This is a genomic window from Agrobacterium sp. CGMCC 11546 (genome assembly GCF_013365515.1).
Classification (GTDB): domain Bacteria; phylum Pseudomonadota; class Alphaproteobacteria; order Rhizobiales; family Rhizobiaceae; genus Agrobacterium; species Agrobacterium fabrum.
Window position 1 is genome coordinate 891,054 of the sequence record NZ_CP047387.1, and the last position, 15,720, is coordinate 906,773.

14 protein-coding genes and 1 tRNA gene are annotated in these 15,720 nt (G+C 59.6%); 13 read left to right on the top strand and 2 right to left on the bottom strand.

The genetic code is table 11. The features are described 5' to 3' along the window. Positions 1-4: 4 nt before the first annotated feature. The 13 genes from GSF67_RS04475 (at position 5) to GSF67_RS04535 (ending at position 13,518) form a co-directional block, all read left to right on the top strand. Positions 5-976, top strand: coding sequence for a beta-ketoacyl-ACP synthase III (locus GSF67_RS04475; protein WP_003512529.1), 972 nt, complete (start codon positions 5-7; stop codon positions 974-976). A gap of 242 nt (positions 977-1,218) precedes the next feature. Continuing rightward, the gene (locus tag GSF67_RS04480) at positions 1,219-1,557 is read left to right on the top strand and encodes an integration host factor subunit alpha (protein WP_006312805.1); all 339 of its coding nucleotides are present in this window, start codon (positions 1,219-1,221) and stop codon (positions 1,555-1,557) included. Between the two features lie 274 nt (positions 1,558-1,831). Beyond that, positions 1,832-2,365, top strand: coding sequence for a MerR family transcriptional regulator (locus GSF67_RS04485; RefSeq protein ID WP_010971449.1), 534 nt, complete (start codon positions 1,832-1,834; stop codon positions 2,363-2,365). Between the two features lie 85 nt (positions 2,366-2,450). Next, positions 2,451-3,179 carry a thermonuclease family protein gene (locus GSF67_RS04490; protein WP_006312803.1) on the top strand — a complete coding sequence of 243 codons (729 nt, stop codon included), beginning with the start codon at positions 2,451-2,453 and terminating at the stop codon, positions 3,177-3,179. Positions 3,180-3,305: 126 nt separating this feature from the next. After that, a tRNA-Leu gene (locus GSF67_RS04495) sits at positions 3,306-3,391 on the top strand. Between the two features lie 227 nt (positions 3,392-3,618). Further along, positions 3,619-6,123 (top strand): heavy metal translocating P-type ATPase, encoded by a 2,505-nt coding sequence (locus tag GSF67_RS04500; RefSeq protein WP_035215260.1) that lies wholly within the window; start codon positions 3,619-3,621, stop codon positions 6,121-6,123. 12 nt (positions 6,124-6,135) lie between these two features. After that, positions 6,136-7,146: a 2Fe-2S iron-sulfur cluster-binding protein gene (locus GSF67_RS04505; RefSeq protein ID WP_035215258.1), complete on the top strand. Its 1,011-nt coding sequence runs from the start codon at positions 6,136-6,138 to the stop codon at positions 7,144-7,146. 11 nt (positions 7,147-7,157) lie between these two features. Then, a complete protein-coding gene (gene cueR, locus GSF67_RS04510; RefSeq protein WP_006312800.1) occupies positions 7,158-7,646 on the top strand; it encodes a Cu(I)-responsive transcriptional regulator in 489 nt (162 codons plus the stop codon). Between the two features lie 74 nt (positions 7,647-7,720). After that, positions 7,721-8,665 (top strand): ABC transporter permease, encoded by a 945-nt coding sequence (locus tag GSF67_RS04515; RefSeq protein ID WP_006312799.1) that lies wholly within the window; start codon positions 7,721-7,723, stop codon positions 8,663-8,665. Then, entirely contained in the window at positions 8,655-9,560 is a 906-nt protein-coding gene (locus GSF67_RS04520; protein ID WP_006312798.1) for an ABC transporter permease, read from the top strand. The genes GSF67_RS04515 and GSF67_RS04520 overlap by 11 nt, the downstream gene beginning before the upstream one ends. Positions 9,561-9,697: 137 nt before the next feature. Then, on the top strand, positions 9,698-10,765 hold the full coding sequence (locus tag GSF67_RS04525; RefSeq protein WP_006312797.1) for an ABC transporter ATP-binding protein: 1,068 nt from the start codon (positions 9,698-9,700) through the stop codon (positions 10,763-10,765). Between the two features lie 11 nt (positions 10,766-10,776). Further along, on the top strand, positions 10,777-11,787 hold the full coding sequence (locus GSF67_RS04530) for an ABC transporter ATP-binding protein (RefSeq protein WP_035215251.1): 1,011 nt from the start codon (positions 10,777-10,779) through the stop codon (positions 11,785-11,787). A 237-nt stretch (positions 11,788-12,024) separates the two neighbouring features. Further along, positions 12,025-13,518, top strand: a complete 1,494-nt coding sequence (locus GSF67_RS04535; RefSeq protein ID WP_006312794.1) for an ABC transporter substrate-binding protein — start codon at positions 12,025-12,027, stop codon at positions 13,516-13,518. A 332-nt stretch (positions 13,519-13,850) separates the two neighbouring features. Here GSF67_RS04535 and GSF67_RS04540 read toward each other — a convergent pair whose 3' ends face one another. Together GSF67_RS04540 and GSF67_RS04545 are read right to left on the bottom strand one after the other, a co-directional pair. After that, complete coding sequence (locus tag GSF67_RS04540) at positions 13,851-14,105, bottom strand: heavy-metal-associated domain-containing protein (RefSeq protein ID WP_006312790.1); 255 nt, start codon at positions 14,103-14,105, stop codon at positions 13,851-13,853. A 107-nt stretch (positions 14,106-14,212) separates the two neighbouring features. Next, entirely contained in the window at positions 14,213-15,670 is a 1,458-nt protein-coding gene (locus GSF67_RS04545) for a TrkH family potassium uptake protein (RefSeq protein ID WP_006312789.1), read from the bottom strand. Between the last annotated feature and the right edge of the window lie 50 nt (positions 15,671-15,720).

Here is a 15,720-nt window from a genome sequence, read left to right on the forward strand (position 1 = left end):
GGGAATGATCCGCTCTATAGTCCGTGGTTTCGGGGCAGCGCTGCCGAAGCGTGTCATGACCAACAGTGAAATCGAAGGGGTCGTCGAGACCTCCGATGAATGGATCGTGCAGCGCACGGGCATCAGGCAACGCTATATCGCCGGCGAAGGTGAAACCACCGCGTCTCTCGGCGAGGCGGCGGCGCGTGCGGCGCTCGACAATGCCGGTCTAACGCCCGACGATATCGACCTCATCATTCTGGCCACCTCGACCCCGGACAACACCTTTCCGGCAACAGCGGTGAACATACAGAACCGTCTTGGCATGACACATGGTTTCGCCTTCGACATGCAGGCCGTCTGCTCCGGTTTCGTTTACGCCGTGGCGACCGCCGATCTCTATATTCGCGGCGGAATGGCCAAGCGCGTGCTGGTAATCGGCGCCGAGACCTTCTCGCGCATTCTCGACTGGAAGGATCGCACCACCTGCGTTCTGTTCGGTGATGGCGCTGGCGCACTCGTTATCGAGGCCGGGGAAGGCGAGGGCACTTCCAGCGATCGCGGCATCCTCACCTCGCAGCTGCGCTCCGACGGTTCGCACAAGGACAAGCTCTACGTCGATGGCGGACCGTCCACGACTGGCACGGTCGGCCATCTGCGCATGGAAGGCCGGGAAGTGTTCAAGCATGCTGTCGGCATGATCACCGACGTCATCGAGCAGGCCTTCGAGGCGACGGGCACGACGGCGGACGATCTCGACTGGCTCGTTCCGCATCAGGCCAACAAGCGCATCATCGACGGATCGGCGAAGAAGCTCAATATCGATCCGGAAAAGGTCGTCATCACCGTCGACAAACACGGCAATACCTCGGCCGCATCCATTCCGCTGGCGCTTGCCGTCGCGGCCAGTGACGGCCGTATCAAGAAGGGCGATCTGGTGATGCTGGAGGCCATGGGCGGCGGTTTCACCTGGGGTGCAGTGCTGCTGCGCTGGTAACGGCGTATTCCCGTCACTGACGGGTGCAGGCGCGAAATCGGTTATGTTTTTCGCGCTCACGCCCCGCTCAGATGGCTCCAAGCGGCACCAGCCTGTGGCAAAACGGTACCGGCTGCTCTAAGCCCTTGCACTGATTGCCGAAAGCCTAAAATGAATCTGGAACAATCCCTTGACCGGTCGCCACAAGGGAAATAATCTCGGCGGCTCCTAGAGAAAAATTCAGACACGGTTTGTGGGGAAAAATGGCCGGGAAGACAGTGACACGCGCAGATCTTGCAGAATCTGTGTTTCGTAAAGTCGGGCTGTCCCGCACCGAATCCGCCGAACTGGTCGAAACGATCATCGACGAGATTTGCAATGCGATCACCCGCGGTGAGGTGGTCAAGCTTTCGTCCTTCGCAACTTTCCAGATCCGGGAAAAGAACGAGCGTATCGGCCGCAACCCGAAGACGGGTGAGGAAGTTCCGATTTCGCCGCGCCGAGTCATGACCTTCAAGGCTTCGAATGTGCTGAAACAGCGTATTCTCAAGGCCCATACGGCCCGCAAGGCCAAGCAGAAGGGCCAGAAGGCCGGGGTATAAGCCGGACTTGAAGCCGCCGCGACACGCGCTTTTTGCCGTATCGCAAGCCTTTTTATCCATTCTTCCTGTGAACATACTTGAATTTCAACGTGCAAGCCGTTGAAATCCGGTCGACTCACATCATAATCAATTTTAGTGATTTGTATCTCGCCGCAATGGCGCCGGCGCGAGGGTCTGATGGACTTGCGCGTGGTATTTGACCGGTGAGTGTAAAGCGTTCTCGTTCAGTGTCCGGCCGGATGCATGGCGCCTCAGTTCGGATGGGAGTGGAAATTTGGACAAAAGCCCCGACGCGTTTCGGACGATCAGTGAAGTGGCGGATGAGCTGAACCTGCCGCAGCACGTGCTGCGTTTCTGGGAAACGCGCTTTCCGCAGATCAAGCCGATGAAACGGGGCGGGGGCCGCCGTTATTACCGTCCTGACGATATCGACCTTCTGAAGGGCATCCGTCACCTTCTTTATGACCATGGCTACACCATCAAGGGTGTGCAGAAGCTTCTGAAAACCAATGGCAACCGTTTCGTGGCGGCAATCGCTTCCGGCGATCTGGCAACCATGGAAGCCATCATGGCGGCGAGCGGCGAAAAGGAAGTCGCCGAACCGCGCGTCGTCGATCCGGACGGGGACGAGGTCGTTGGCCGTCCGAAGGCCAGGCCGAGCGGCCGTTTTTTCGGCTTCGGTGGCGGCAACAGCGATGCCGAAATATCGGTGGGCAAGTCTAGCATCGGCAAGGACGACCAGGCGCTGTTGCAGGAAGCGCTGTTCGACCTGCTCGAATGCAAGCGTCTGCTCGATCAGGTCCGCTGAAGGTTTATCCACAGCTGTTTTGAAATGCCAACCTTTCGGAAACTCCTTTGGCCGATAATGCGGCTCCGTTGAAAGGAGTCCGATCGTGAGCAACCGAAAATCGACAGCACGACGCCGCACGGCGAAGAAATCGAACGGCGGCAGCGTTTGGCCCTGGGTGCTGATGCTGGGCGTCGTTGCCGGCGGCATTCAGGCTTACGAATATCGTGACAGCCTTCTGCCGCAACGGCATGCTGCGAAGGCGACGTCGTCAGCCACAAATTCCCCGAAAGTCGCGACAGCCGCCAGGCGTGATACCGTCACCACCGAGAAAGTGGCATCCATTCGCCCCGCATCACCCGTTCTGCCCGGCAACGGCCCTGTGCCGCCGCGTTCGATCGCCATGCCATCCGTCGCACCGCCAAGCCAGGTTGCCGGCATCCTGCCGGAAACGCGTCCCTCGGTCGAAAAAATCTCGCTCGGCGAAAAAAGCGGTGCCTTTGCCTTCTGCGGCCGCTCCGGCCTCAATAATTGTGTGGCCGATGGCAATACTTTCTGGATGAAGGGCGTGAAGATGCAACTCGCCGGCATCGATGTCCCGCAGATCGACCGGGCGCGCTGCATGGAAGAGCGCCAGCGTGGTTTCATTGCAAAGGTCAGGCTTCGCGACATGTTGAATGCCGGCACCTTCGATGTGGCGTCCTCCGGCGAAGCTGGGGGACAAGCCCTGGAACGCAAACGGCTTTCACGTTCGGGTGTTTCTTTTGCCGATCAGCTCGTGCGGGAGGGGCTCGCGCATCCGGCCTCGGTAAAAAATCAGTCCTGGTGTGGCTGAGGCCCCGTTGACCGAAACCGCCCTGCCTGTGTAGATGAGGCTCCGTCGCGTTTGGGATCGGCCGTCTGGCCGGGCGCCCTGGGGATGACGGCTTTTTGCAGTGCCTTGGTCGTAAGGCGCGGTAATGCGGACGTGGCGAAATCGGTAGACGCAGCAGACTTAAAATCTGCCGACCATTGGTCTTGCGGGTTCAAGTCCCGCCGTCCGCACCACCTTCAACAGAGTGCGCCCGTTCAACGCAGATGCGGCGAGGACAGATCGCTAGGGCGTGATTGCTATTCGGGCTTCAGTTGCCTTCACTCCCAATGCGGCGCCCAAAAAATAAGCCTGCTCAATCAAGCGGCACATTTCTTCGAAAATCACCCAAAAGAACCTCTTGACCTTGCCACGATGGGAAGCCCTATCTTTTTTTTAACACAAGAAAAGAGGGGTCATGCGCATGTCACAAATGGAGATCCGGGCCAGTCATCAGATTGCGATCGACGGCATGACCTGCGCCTCCTGTGTGGGTCGTGTGGAGAAGGCGATTGCCAAGGTGCCGGGCGTTCTCAAGGCCTCGGTCAACCTTGCGACGGAGCGCGCCGATATCGCCTTTTCCGGGCCGCCCGATGTGCCCGCGGTGATTGCCGCGGTCCGTCATGCGGGTTATGGCGTCGAAGAAAAAACCGTCGAGCTCGATATTGAAGGCATGACCTGCGCCTCCTGCGTCGGACGTGTCGAAAAGGCGCTGAAGGCTGTTTCCGGCGTTTCCGATGCAAGCGTCAATCTCGCGACCGAGCGCGCCACCATTCGTGTGGCGGGCAATGCCGCTTCCGCCGCCACCCTGGCGGAGGCGATCAAGCGGGCGGGCTATCAGGTGAAAGAGATCGTCGCCGACAAAGCCGGCGATGCTGAACAGAATAGGCGCGCAGCGGACATGCGTAGCCTGAAAATCAGCCTTGCCGTCGCTGTTGTCCTGACATTGCCGGTCTTCGTGCTGGAAATGGGTTCGCACCTGGTGCCTGCCATCCATGATTTCGTCATGGAAACGGTTGGCATGCGGGAAAGCTGGTATCTGCAATTCGTGCTGACGACGCTGGTCCTGTTTGGCCCCGGCCTGCGCTTTTTCAAGAAGGGCATACCCGCCCTTATGCGGCTCGCGCCGGACATGAATTCGCTTGTGGTGCTGGGCACTGCCGCCGCCTGGGGATTTTCGGTGGTCGCGACCTTCCTGCCCGAAATCCTGCCGCGCGGCACGGCCAATGTCTATTATGAGGCCGCGGCGGTCATCGTCACGCTTATCCTGCTCGGCCGTTTCCTTGAAGCGCGCGCCAAAGGCCGCACCAGCGAGGCGATAAAGCGGCTCGTCGGCCTGCAGGCCAAGTCGGCCCGCGTGCTGCGCGATGGTGAAACCATCGACGTGCCTCTTCAGGGTGTGCGAACGGGCGATGTGATCGTCGTTCGCCCCGGCGAGAAAGTGCCGGTCGATGGTCTGGTTCTCAGCGGCTCTTCTTATGTCGATGAATCGATGATCACGGGTGAGCCGGTTCCGGTTACCAAGACGGAGCGTTCCGTGGTCGTCGGTGGCACGGTGAACCGCAATGGCTCCTTCACCTTCCGCGCCACCAAGGTCGGTAGCGATACGCTGATCGCGCAGATCATCCGCATGGTGGAAGAAGCGCAGGCCGACAAGCTGCCCATTCAGGCGCTGGTGGACAAGGTGACCAACTGGTTCGTGCCGGCCGTCATGCTGGCGGCACTTGTCACCTTCGCCGTCTGGTTCGTCTTCGGACCCGATCCGGCCTTGACCTTCGCGCTTATCAACGCGGTTGCGGTTCTCATCATCGCCTGTCCCTGCGCCATGGGCCTCGCCACGCCGACGTCGATCATGGTCGGCACCGGTCGCGCGGCTGAAATGGGCGTGCTGTTCCGGCGCGGCGATGCGCTCCAGACGCTGCGTGACGCCGACGTCATCGCGGTCGACAAGACCGGCACGCTGACACTCGGCAAGCCGAAACTGGTGCATTTTAATACGACCCAGGGTTTCGATGCGGATGAGGTGCTGCGGCTCGTCGCCTCGCTTGAGAACCGGTCTGAACATCCGATTGCCGAGGCGATCGTCGAGGCTGCAAAACATGGTGGCCTGACGCTTGCCGAAGCTGAAGCTTTCGAGGCGACCCCCGGCTTCGGTGTCGCGGCGACGGTCGATGGTCGCAGGGTAGAGGCGGGTGCTGACCGGTTCATGGTGAAACTCGGTTATGATGTCGGGGCCTTTGCCACGGATGCCGAGCGGATGGGCAGGGAAGGGCAGTCGCCGCTTTATGCCGCCGTCGATGGCCGGCTGGCCGCGATCATCGCCGTTGCCGATCCCATCAAGCAGACGACACCTGAGGCGATTGCGGCGCTGCATGCGCTGGGCCTCAAGGTCACGATGATCACGGGTGACAATCGCCGCACGGCGGAAGCCATTGCCCGTCGCCTCGGCATTGACGAGGTGGTGGCCGAAGTGTTGCCCGACGGCAAGGTTGAGGCGGTCAAGAGGCTAGCCGCCGGCGGGCGACGGGTCGCCTTTGTCGGGGACGGCATCAATGATGCGCCGGCGCTTGCCGCAGCCGATGTCGGGCTTGCCATCGGCACGGGCACGGATGTCGCGATTGAAAGTGCCGACTTGGTGCTGATGTCCGGCGATCTGCGCGGTGTTGCCAACGCGATTGCTCTCTCCAAGGCGACGATCCGCAATATCCGCCAGAATCTCTTCTGGGCCTTCGCTTACAATGCCGCGCTTGTTCCCGTGGCGGCCGGCATATTGTATCCTGTCAACGGCGTTCTGCTGTCGCCAGTCCTTGCTGCCGGAGCCATGGCGCTTTCCAGCGTCTTCGTATTGACGAATGCGCTGCGTCTTAAAAGCTTCCGTGCACCGCTGGTGGACAGATCGTCCGACCTGCAGCTCGCAGCGGCGGAATAGGAGGCGGATGTGGTGATGCCTGGCAACACAATCTATCTGCCACAGATCGGCCGCAGCATCATGGCGGCTGAGGGTGAGACCGTGCTTCAGGCCGCGCTCGCCGCCGGAATTGCCTATCCGCATGGCTGTCGCATGGGCCGCTGCGGGGCCTGTAAATCGCACCTCATCTCCGGTGAGATCGATCTTCTCAAGCATACACCGTTCTCATTGACCGAAGAGGAAAAGGCTGAAGGCCTTACACTTGCCTGCCGCGCTGTGCCCGCGAGCGACGTGACGATCGGCTGGCTCGACGGCGAGGATGAATTTGCCGATATCCCGACCGGCCGTTTCGAGGGTGTGGTTGAGGAAGCGTTGGATGCGACCCATGATATCAAGCTCATCCGCATCAGGCTCGAGGATCGCGCGCAGTTCACCTTCAAACCCGGGCAATATGTGCGCCTGCTTTATCCGGACTGTTCGCCGCGCGATTATTCGATCGCGAGCAGGGTGGACGAGGAGCTGATTGAATTTCACATCCGGCATGTTCCCGGCGGTATGACGAGCGGCCGCATCTTCTCGCTCGCCAGGGCGGGTGATCCCGTCGCGATCGTGGGGCCTTTTGGCTCCTCCTTCCTGCGGGAAAAACATTGCGGACCGATCCTCGGTATTGCCGGCGGCTCGGGGCTTGCCCCCGTGAAGGCCGTGGTCGAAGCGGCGCTCGCAACCGGCCGTGAACGCCCGGTTCACGTCTATTTCGGCGCCCGCGCCGAGCGCGACCTTTATATGCTCGACCGTTTTCAGGACCTCACCACTCGGCACGGCAATCTGAGCTTCGTTCCGGTTCTGTCGAATGAGGACCATGCCAATATCCGTCGCGGTTATGTCGGCGCCGCGGTGGCGGATGATTTCGACGATCTCGATGGCTGGAAAGCCTATATTGCCGGCCCGCCGGCCATGATCGAGGCAACGGTGCCGCAGCTGCTGGCGCGCGGCATGCGGACGGCCGACATTCATGCGGATGTATTTTTCACCCCGGAAAGATAGGAGCAGGATCGATGAACATTGGCACAGCCGCCACCGCCTCCGGTGTTTCTGCAAAGATGATCAGGCATTACGAGATGATCGGCCTGATCAAATCGGCAAACCGCACGGATTCCGGCTACAGGGTCTATACGGCCAATGATCTGGAAACGCTGCGCTTTATCCGGCGCGGACGCGATCTCGGTTTTTCCATCGAAAAGATCAGGCAACTCATGACCCTCTGGCGCGATCCGGGCGGCGCCTCCTGCGATGTCAAACGCATCGTCATGGAACATGTCATCGACCTGGAAGCGAAGATGGATACGCTGCGGGAAATGGCCGATACCCTCCGGAACCTCGCGACCTATTGCCCTGACAATGGTGAGCCGGAGTGCCCGATCATTCATGACCTCGCCCATGCGGAAGACCTCGAATTTTCGACGGTTGCCGTCGTGCCCAAACGCACCGGCATGCTGAAGGGGACATCAGGCCCGGCGATGGATTTACAGCGCCAGGCGAAATAAGCCGCCGGTTCCCTTTTTGGGAGCGGGCACCGAATGCAGTGTAAACTGCCAATCTTGATGAAGGAGAGCAGGCCATGTGGATACAGATAATACAGCGCTTCTTTATTCTGTGCCTGATGCTGGCCATTGTCTCCATCATCGCGTTTCTGTTGCCCTATATGACGGGCGGGGATCCGGCACGCACGATCCTCTTCTCGCGCATGCACGATACCGCGCTCGATCCGCATGCGGTGGAGGCGTTGAGGGTCAGTCTTGGGCTCGACCGGCCGCTTTACGTGCAATATTTCACGTGGCTGTGGAATGCACTGCGCGGTGATCTCGGTTTTTCCTTCACCAGCAGTCAGCCTGTCGCCAACGAGCTTTTGCGCTCTCTCGGCGTATCGGTGACCCTGGCGCTGACGGCATTGGCCGTCGCGGTCGCCGTGGCGCTGCCGCTCGGCACGCTGGCGGCCATGCGTCCGGGCGGACGGCTCGACAATTTCGCGACGCTGATGATCCAGACCTTCGTCGCGACACCGGAATACTGGTTTGCACCCATGTCGGCGCTGGTCTTTGCGCTTTATCTCGGCTGGTTGCCCTCGGCCGGATGGGACAGCTGGCGTTCGCTGGTGCTGCCTGCGCTGACCCTGACACTGCGGCCGCTCGCCTATTTCACCCAGGTCACCCGTGCCGCCATGGCCGAGGTCTTGCGCGCGCCCTATATCACGGCGGCACGCAGCCGCGGCCTCGGCATGCATGGCACGGTCATGCGCCACGGCATCCGCAACGGCTCGTTGCCGGTGGTCACCTTCTTTGCGCTTTGGCTTGCGGGCCTGCTTGGCGGATCGGTGGTGGTGGAAGTGATCTTCGCCATTCCCGGCATGGGCCGGCTCCTCTACGACGCCGTGATCAATCGCGACATCCCGATGCTGCAGGGCGGTTTCATCTGCATCGTGGCCCTGTCCATCCTGGTCAATACCCTGGCCGACAGCTTCTATGTTCTGATCAATCCAGCCATGCGAGGTCAACATGACCACTAGTCTTTTCCCGAGCGCGCCTGCCGCCGCCATGCCCATGACCTTGCCCACACGCCCGTCGACACTCTCCCGGTTCACGGATTTCATCCGCCGGCGGCACTGGACCTTCTATGCGGGATCGGCAATTTTTCTCGCCATCGTCCTGCTCCTGGTGATCGCGCCCTGGATTTCGCCCTATAATCCGGCACAGCAGAACCTTCGCCTCAGGCTGAATGCGCCGAGCGCCACCTATTGGCTTGGAACAGATCATCTCGGTCGCGATGTCCTGAGCCGGCTCTTGATCGGCGGCCGTTTCACAGTCACGATCGCCGCTATCACTGTCATTCTGTCGGTCGGTATTGGAACCTTCATCGGCATCATCAGCGGCCGCAGCCGCGGTATCCTCGATGAAGTGCTGATGCGCGTGGTCGATCTGCTTATCGCCATACCCGATGTGGTGATTGCGATTTTCCTGGTCGCCATCTTTGGTCCCGGATACGGAACGTTGATCGCGTCGCTAACGATCGTCGGCTGGACGCCTTTTGCGCGGCTGGCGCGGGGACTGACGCTCGCGATCAATTCCCGCGAATATATCCGCGCCGCCGAGGTGCTGGGCTGCACGCGGCGCTTCATCATCTTCCGGCATATCATTCCCAATACGATCTGGCCGATCGCGGCCGTGGCGTTCCTGCGATTTGGCCACAAGCTGATCACAGTAGGCGGTTTGTCATTCCTGGGGCTCGGCGTGCAGCCGCCGGCCGCCGACTGGGCGCTGATGCTGTCAGATGCACAGGCCTATGCCGAGCGCATGCCAATTCTCGTCATCGCACCGGGTCTCGCGATCTTCCTGTCGGCACTCAGCGTGACGTGGATCGGCCATGGCCTCAACCTGGAAACGAAGAAAACGAACAATCATTGATGTCTGCAAACAGGCAAGGACAGATTTGACTAATGTCAAACATAGATGAGGCCGCAGGGCCGGAAGGAGAGTAATATCGTCTGAAGCCGCATGAATACGCAAATGCCTCCGATTCAATAAAAATAAGGGGAACTCTTATGAATATCGAAGGGCAAACGCTTGCCAACACGGCCCTGTCTCCCGAGCGCGCACCGCTTCTGGAAATCGAGGATCTGCACGTTTCGGTGCCGACGCCAAATGGCCGCAAGTTTGTTATTTCGGGCCTGACGCTTTCCGTCAATGCCGGTGAAGTCGTCGCTCTTGTCGGCGAATCCGGATCGGGAAAGAGCATGACGGCTCTGTCGCTGATGCGGCTTCTGCCGCAGGGCGTGGAAATCGATTCCGGCCGTATTTCCTTTGCCGGACGCGACATTCTCGCTCTTTCATCCTCCGAACTCGATGCGCTGCGCGGCGCCGATATCAGCATGCTGTTCCAGCAGCCGCAGGCCATGCTGGACCCGACCAGCCGGGTGAGGACGCAAGTGGCCGAGCCGCTCTGGATCCATCGCAAGATGAGCCGAAGCGCGGCGCTGAACCGGGTCGTCGGTCTCCTGTCCGATGTCGGCATTCCCGACCCCTCGGCGCGGGCGCAATGTTTCGCGCATGAGCTTTCCGGCGGCATGGCGCAACGCGTGATGATTGCCGCAGCATTGTCGGGCAATCCGCAGCTGTTGATCGCCGATGAGCCGACGACGGCGCTCGATGTCACCGTGCAGGCACAAATCCTGCGCCTGCTGGACGATGAACGTCGCAAGCGCCGGCTGGCAACGCTACTCATCACCCACGATCTCTCGGTCGTCGCCGCTTTCGCGGACCGGATCGCGGTCATGTATGCCGGCCGCATCGTCGAGGAGGGGCCAACGCAGGCGATCCTGAAGGCGCCGCAGCACCCCTATACCAAGGCGCTCATCAGTTGTTCCCTGCTGACCACGGACAGCGAGGGACAGTTGCTGACGATCCCCGGCTCAAGCGCACAGGCCCATGACATGTCCTGCGGCTGCCGGTTTCATCCGCGCTGCGCGCTTGCCAAGTCAGCAGGCATGGGAGGTCGCTGCATGGCGACCGAACCGGCTTTGAACGCCTTGCCTGAAGGGCGCAAGGCGCGGTGCTGGGCAGTCGGCGACGACCATGCCGATCACGACCATTCCAGTCACGCGGTTTGTTGAAGGAGGCGATGATGTTTTCCAAACCAATGACACAGACGCCGCCATCGGCGGAGAACGGCAGCCGGCCCTATGTGGTCGCGAAGAACCTCTGCAAATATTATCCCATATCGGGCCTCGGTCACCGCGTGGTGAAATCCGTCGATGATCTTTCCCTGACGATCGGCGAGGGGGAGGTGCTGGGCCTCGTCGGTGAATCCGGATGCGGCAAAAGCACTGTTGCCGGATTGATCACGCGCCTGACGCACGCGACGCGGGGTGAGGTCAGCATCGGGGATCACGACATATTGCATATGCAGGGCGAAGCGTTGCGGCGCGTGCGCCGGGTCGTGCAACTGGTGTTTCAGGATCCCTATTCCGCGCTCGATCCGCGTATGCGCATTGGCCAGAGCATGGAAGCGCCGCTTGCCCAGCATGGTATCGGCACCCGCGCGGAGCGCACGGCGCGTGTCTTCCGCATGCTGGAGGAAGTCGGTCTGGACGGTTCCTTCTATGATCGGTATCCGAGCCAGTGCTCCGGCGGCCAGTTGCAGCGCGTCGTCATCGGCCGCGCGCTTCTTCTCAATCCGAGTTTCCTTGTCTGTGACGAACCGACATCGGCACTCGACGCCTCGATGCGGACGCAGATTCTGAACCTCCTGATGGACATGAAGCGCCGTCACGGCCTGACGGTTCTGATGATTTCCCATGACTTGCGCGTCGTGCGTTATCTCTGTGATCGCATCGCGGTGATGTACCTCGGACGCATCGTTGAAATCGCTGATCGCGAAGAGCTTTTCCGGGCGCCCAAGCACCCCTATACCAAAGCTCTCATCGCCTCGTCGATGCTTGACGAGACCGGACTATATGCGCCCGAAATGCTTCTCGACGGCGATCTGCCGAGCCCGCTTAACCCTCCGGGTGGCTGCAAGTTTCACACCCGATGCAAATATGCGACCGCGATCTGCGGTGAGGTGGAGCCGGTCCTGGAAGGCGTTTCCGGGGAGCATTTCGCGCGCTGCCACCGCTGGCGGGAATTGGGCTGAGGGCAACGCAGTTACAGTTTTCTGTTGCGGTAAAAACAGATGAATTGTGTGTTTGCGGATTAATATCGGAATAAAATTCCGAGTATAAAAACATAAAATGAATAATATTCAGATGGATTATCGAAAGATATCCATGGGTATTATTTTTGTCTATTGAATTATTGCAAGTATTGAGTGAAAATTCGTAAGATATGTGAATTGAGAGCGTTACCATCAAAAATAAAAGGGGAATATCCAATGATAAAGCACGCACTTTTAACCACCTGCGCCATTGCTGGCGCTTTTGGGGCTAATGCCGCAAATGCCGGCACCGTAACTTATGACGATAACTACGCCGTGAAAGCTGCGTGGCAGATGGCGTCAGATGACTCTACTCTCGGCATGCGCGTGGGGTGTTACGAAGGCCTGGTCCGAATTGGCTTCGACATGAGGCTGGAGGCATCACTTGCGGAATCCTGGAAGCAAACGGAACCGAAGGTGTGGGAGTTCAAGCTGCGCAAGGGCGTTAAATTCCAGAACGGCGAAGACCTTAATGCCGCTGCGGCCGTTAATGCCCTCACCCTTCTTCTGAAGGCATCTGTTCCTGCCCGTGCCTTTTCGCCGAAACAGATCGCTGGGGTGGAAGCCGTTGGCGATGATGTTGTGAAGGTAACGACGATCGAACCATCGGTGCTGTTGCCCGCGCAGTTGGCAAGCCCCGCCACCGCCATCCTTGCGCCATCGGCCTATAAAGACGGCAAGATCAATCCGATCGGTACCTGCACTGGACCGTTCGAGATCACGGAGGTCGATCCCAACCAATATATGGTCATGAAGGCCAACCACGGATACTGGGGTGGCATGCCGAAACTGGACGGTGGTCGCGTCAATTTCGTTCCCGACGCCGACACTCGCGCCACCCAGATAAGGACGGGCGAAGTGCAGATTTCTCGTCTGGTGCCCCCATGGTCGATCAAAACCATCGAATCCACAAAGGGTGTCAAGGTCGCCGCTATTTCAGTGCCGCGCATTACAGAGTTGCTGCTGAACAATTCCAGGCCACCGTTCAACGATAAAAAAGTTCGTGAGGCCGTGCGTGCGGCAATCGACGCCGCCGGCATCGCCAGCAGCATTTACGAAGAGAAGGTCAAAAGCGCGAGCATGCCGTTTGCGCCTGGGCAGCCCTGGGCGGCGGAAGAGCCCACATCGACCTATGACGTGGCAAAGGCAAAGTCTCTCCTCAAGGAAGCCGGCATCGCGCCGGGCAGCCTGAAAGTCACCATTCTTGCTTACACGATGAAGACCGAATTGAAAGATGTGGCTGCGATTATTCAGGCGCAGTTGGAGGAGATCGGTATCAAGGCCGATGTCCGCGTCGCAGAATATAGCGCGATCGAGCCCGACCTTCTCGCCGGCAACTTCGACATGGTGTTGCTCTCCCGCGGTTACGCTACGGATGTCATCGAGCCGGCTGGATATCTCAACGCCGACTATTCCTGCACCGGAACGTACAACATCTCGCATTATTGCAATGAAGAAACGGACAAGTTGATCAAGGCCGCCTATGCCGAAGTCGAGCCAGCAAAGCGTTACACGATCTATGGTCAGATAGCGAAGAAGATCTATGACGATGCCGTCTCGGTCTTCCTCGTCCACGAGACCGTGTTCGATGCCTATTCCGAGAAACTCGAAAATTTCCGACCGCACCCGATCAACTATTTCGTGCTGACGAAGGAACTGTCGATCAAGTAGATCGACGTTATGAAAAAGACCCGGCTTCCAGGAGCCGGGTTCCACAAAGACGTAGTCCGGACTTTGAAAACCCGATCAATGTTCCCCGCTCTTGCACGCGCATAAGCCCGGCAGCAAGCGCGGGGTTTTGTCACGACCGATATTACGCGGCGGCACCTTTTGGATTGGCGCAACGTTCTGCCGTCTTGTCCGATGAAGAGGAGAAGATATCTGCCGGGAAGGATGGAGCGATCGTTGAAGGCATCCAACGGCGCCACGCAAATGGAGCGTGCACTCGGGCACAGGGCAAACCGACGGCCGCATGGAAAAGCCGCCGCCGGTATCTCTTCGGATCAGGCGCGCGCTTCCGGCGTATAACCAGCGGCGGTGATGATTTCAGCAATGTGTGCCGCGTCGGAGACGCCGCCGACCACGACCGTGCGGCTTGCAGGGTCTGCATGCACAGCAACACCGGGAACGGTCTTTTCGATCGCGCCCTTGATCACGCCGGCGCAGTGACCGCAGGTCATGTCTTCAACGTGGAAAGAAAGGCCTGCATTATCAGGTGCGGTGGTGGTTTCGGCATGATGCTGATGAGCGGTGCACATAGGCGGTTCTCCATGGTTTGGAATTCTAACAGGACGGAGCCTGGACTATTCCAACGTGGGAAGGTCAAGTGCTTTATTCGCCCCTGCGCAACATCTGTTTCGCCGGATCAGCTGCGCCAGAAAATCGGCATCAGCAGCACGAGCACCGTCAGGATTTCCAGGCGCCCGAGCAGCATCAGGACGGACAGGAGATAGAGCGCCGGTTCGCTGATGGTCGAGAAATTGCCGGCCGGGCCGATGATCGGGCCGATACCCGGGCCGACATTGGCAAGCGAGGTCGCAACGGCCGAGGTGGCGGTGAGAAAATCATAACCCATCAGGCTCATGGCAAGGCTACCGGCGATCCACAGGGCGATAAAACAACTGACAAAAAGGAAGATCGTACGGATCGTGTCTGGATCGACCACCTGCTGGCCGTAACGCACGGAATAGACGGCGTTCGGATAGATCAGTTTTTTGAGGCCGGCCCGCACCACGTTGAACATGATGAGAAAACGATAGGCCTTGATGCCGCCCGCCGTCGAGCCGGAACAGCCGCCCATGAAGGTCGCGAAGAAGGCCACGACGACGACGAAGGGACCCCAGAGCGTATAGTCATCGCTCGCAAAACCGCCGGTCGAGAGGATCGAGGTCATGTTGAAGAAGGAATGGCTGAGCGCGTCGTCCAGCGGCACGCCGTTCCTGAAATGATGATAAACGCCGACCGCAATCGAGATAGCGCAGAGATAACCAAGGAAGACGGCGATCTGCGGGTCACGCAGCGTCTCCAGCCGGCGGCGCACCGCAAGCAGGATCATGACTGAGAAGGGCAGGCTGCCGAAGATCAGGAAGATGGTGGCGATCCACAGCAGGGCGGTATTGTTGAAATAGGCAAAGGAGGCGTCGTGGGTGGAAAACCCACCGGTCGCGACCGTCGACATTGCATGGTTCAGCGCATCGAAATGTGACATGCCGGCAAAGTCATAGGCCATGGTGCAGGCGAGCGTCATGATGATGTAGATCGCCACGAAAGCCCGTGTAAAGCTTGCCAGCCGCGCGAAGGGCCGGTCGTTGCCGGTATCGGAAGACTCCATACGGAAGAAGGTCATGCCGCCCACACGCAGGAGCGGCAGGATGAAGAGACCGAGTGCGACGATACCGATGCCGCCGAGCCAGCAGAGCAGCGACCGCCAGAGGAGAATGCCCTGCGGCGCGTGGTCTAGCCCGGATATGGCGGTCGATCCTGTCGTGGTGATGGCGGAAACGGATTCAAAGAGCGCCTGACCGGGCGTCAGACCAAGTTCGGACAGGTAAAGCGGCACCGCGCCGACGATGGAAAACACCAGCCACAGCAGGTTGACGAGCAGGAAACCGAAACGTTTGTTGAAGGAGGTGATGGGGCCGCGGGTGGCGAGCGCGCAGGCCAGCGAGAAGCCGCCGCACATGAAACCCGAAAGCGCAAACACCATCCAGTCGTCATTGCCGTAATAAAGATCGGTCAGCGCCGGCAGGAACATGGCCGTTGCAAGGTAGAGCCCGAAGATGGACGCCACATAGATGACGGAGCGCAGGAGGTTGCTGTTCAAGAAATGAAACCCAGAGTTCGTGGCCGCGCTGAAATGAGTCTTTGTCTCCG

Bases quoted from the DNA above. Each gene is read 5' to 3' on its own strand.
- GSF67_RS04475 (WP_003512529.1), top strand. From the start codon at position 5: ATGATCCGCTCTATAGTCCGTGGTTTCGGGGCAGCGCTGCCGAAGCGT.
- GSF67_RS04480 (WP_006312805.1), top strand. From the start codon at position 1,219: ATGGCCGGGAAGACAGTGACACGCGCAGATCTTGCAGAATCTGTGTTT.
- GSF67_RS04500 (WP_035215260.1), top strand. From the start codon at position 3,619: ATGTCACAAATGGAGATCCGGGCCAGTCATCAGATTGCGATCGACGGC.
- cueR (WP_006312800.1), top strand. From the start codon at position 7,158: ATGAACATTGGCACAGCCGCCACCGCCTCCGGTGTTTCTGCAAAGATG.
- GSF67_RS04515 (WP_006312799.1), top strand. From the start codon at position 7,721: ATGTGGATACAGATAATACAGCGCTTCTTTATTCTGTGCCTGATGCTG.
- GSF67_RS04520 (WP_006312798.1), top strand. From the start codon at position 8,655: ATGACCACTAGTCTTTTCCCGAGCGCGCCTGCCGCCGCCATGCCCATG.
- GSF67_RS04525 (WP_006312797.1), top strand. From the start codon at position 9,698: ATGAATATCGAAGGGCAAACGCTTGCCAACACGGCCCTGTCTCCCGAG.
- GSF67_RS04530 (WP_035215251.1), top strand. From the start codon at position 10,777: ATGTTTTCCAAACCAATGACACAGACGCCGCCATCGGCGGAGAACGGC.
- GSF67_RS04535 (WP_006312794.1), top strand. From the start codon at position 12,025: ATGATAAAGCACGCACTTTTAACCACCTGCGCCATTGCTGGCGCTTTT.
- GSF67_RS04540 (WP_006312790.1), bottom strand. From the start codon at position 14,105: ATGTGCACCGCTCATCAGCATCATGCCGAAACCACCACCGCACCTGAT.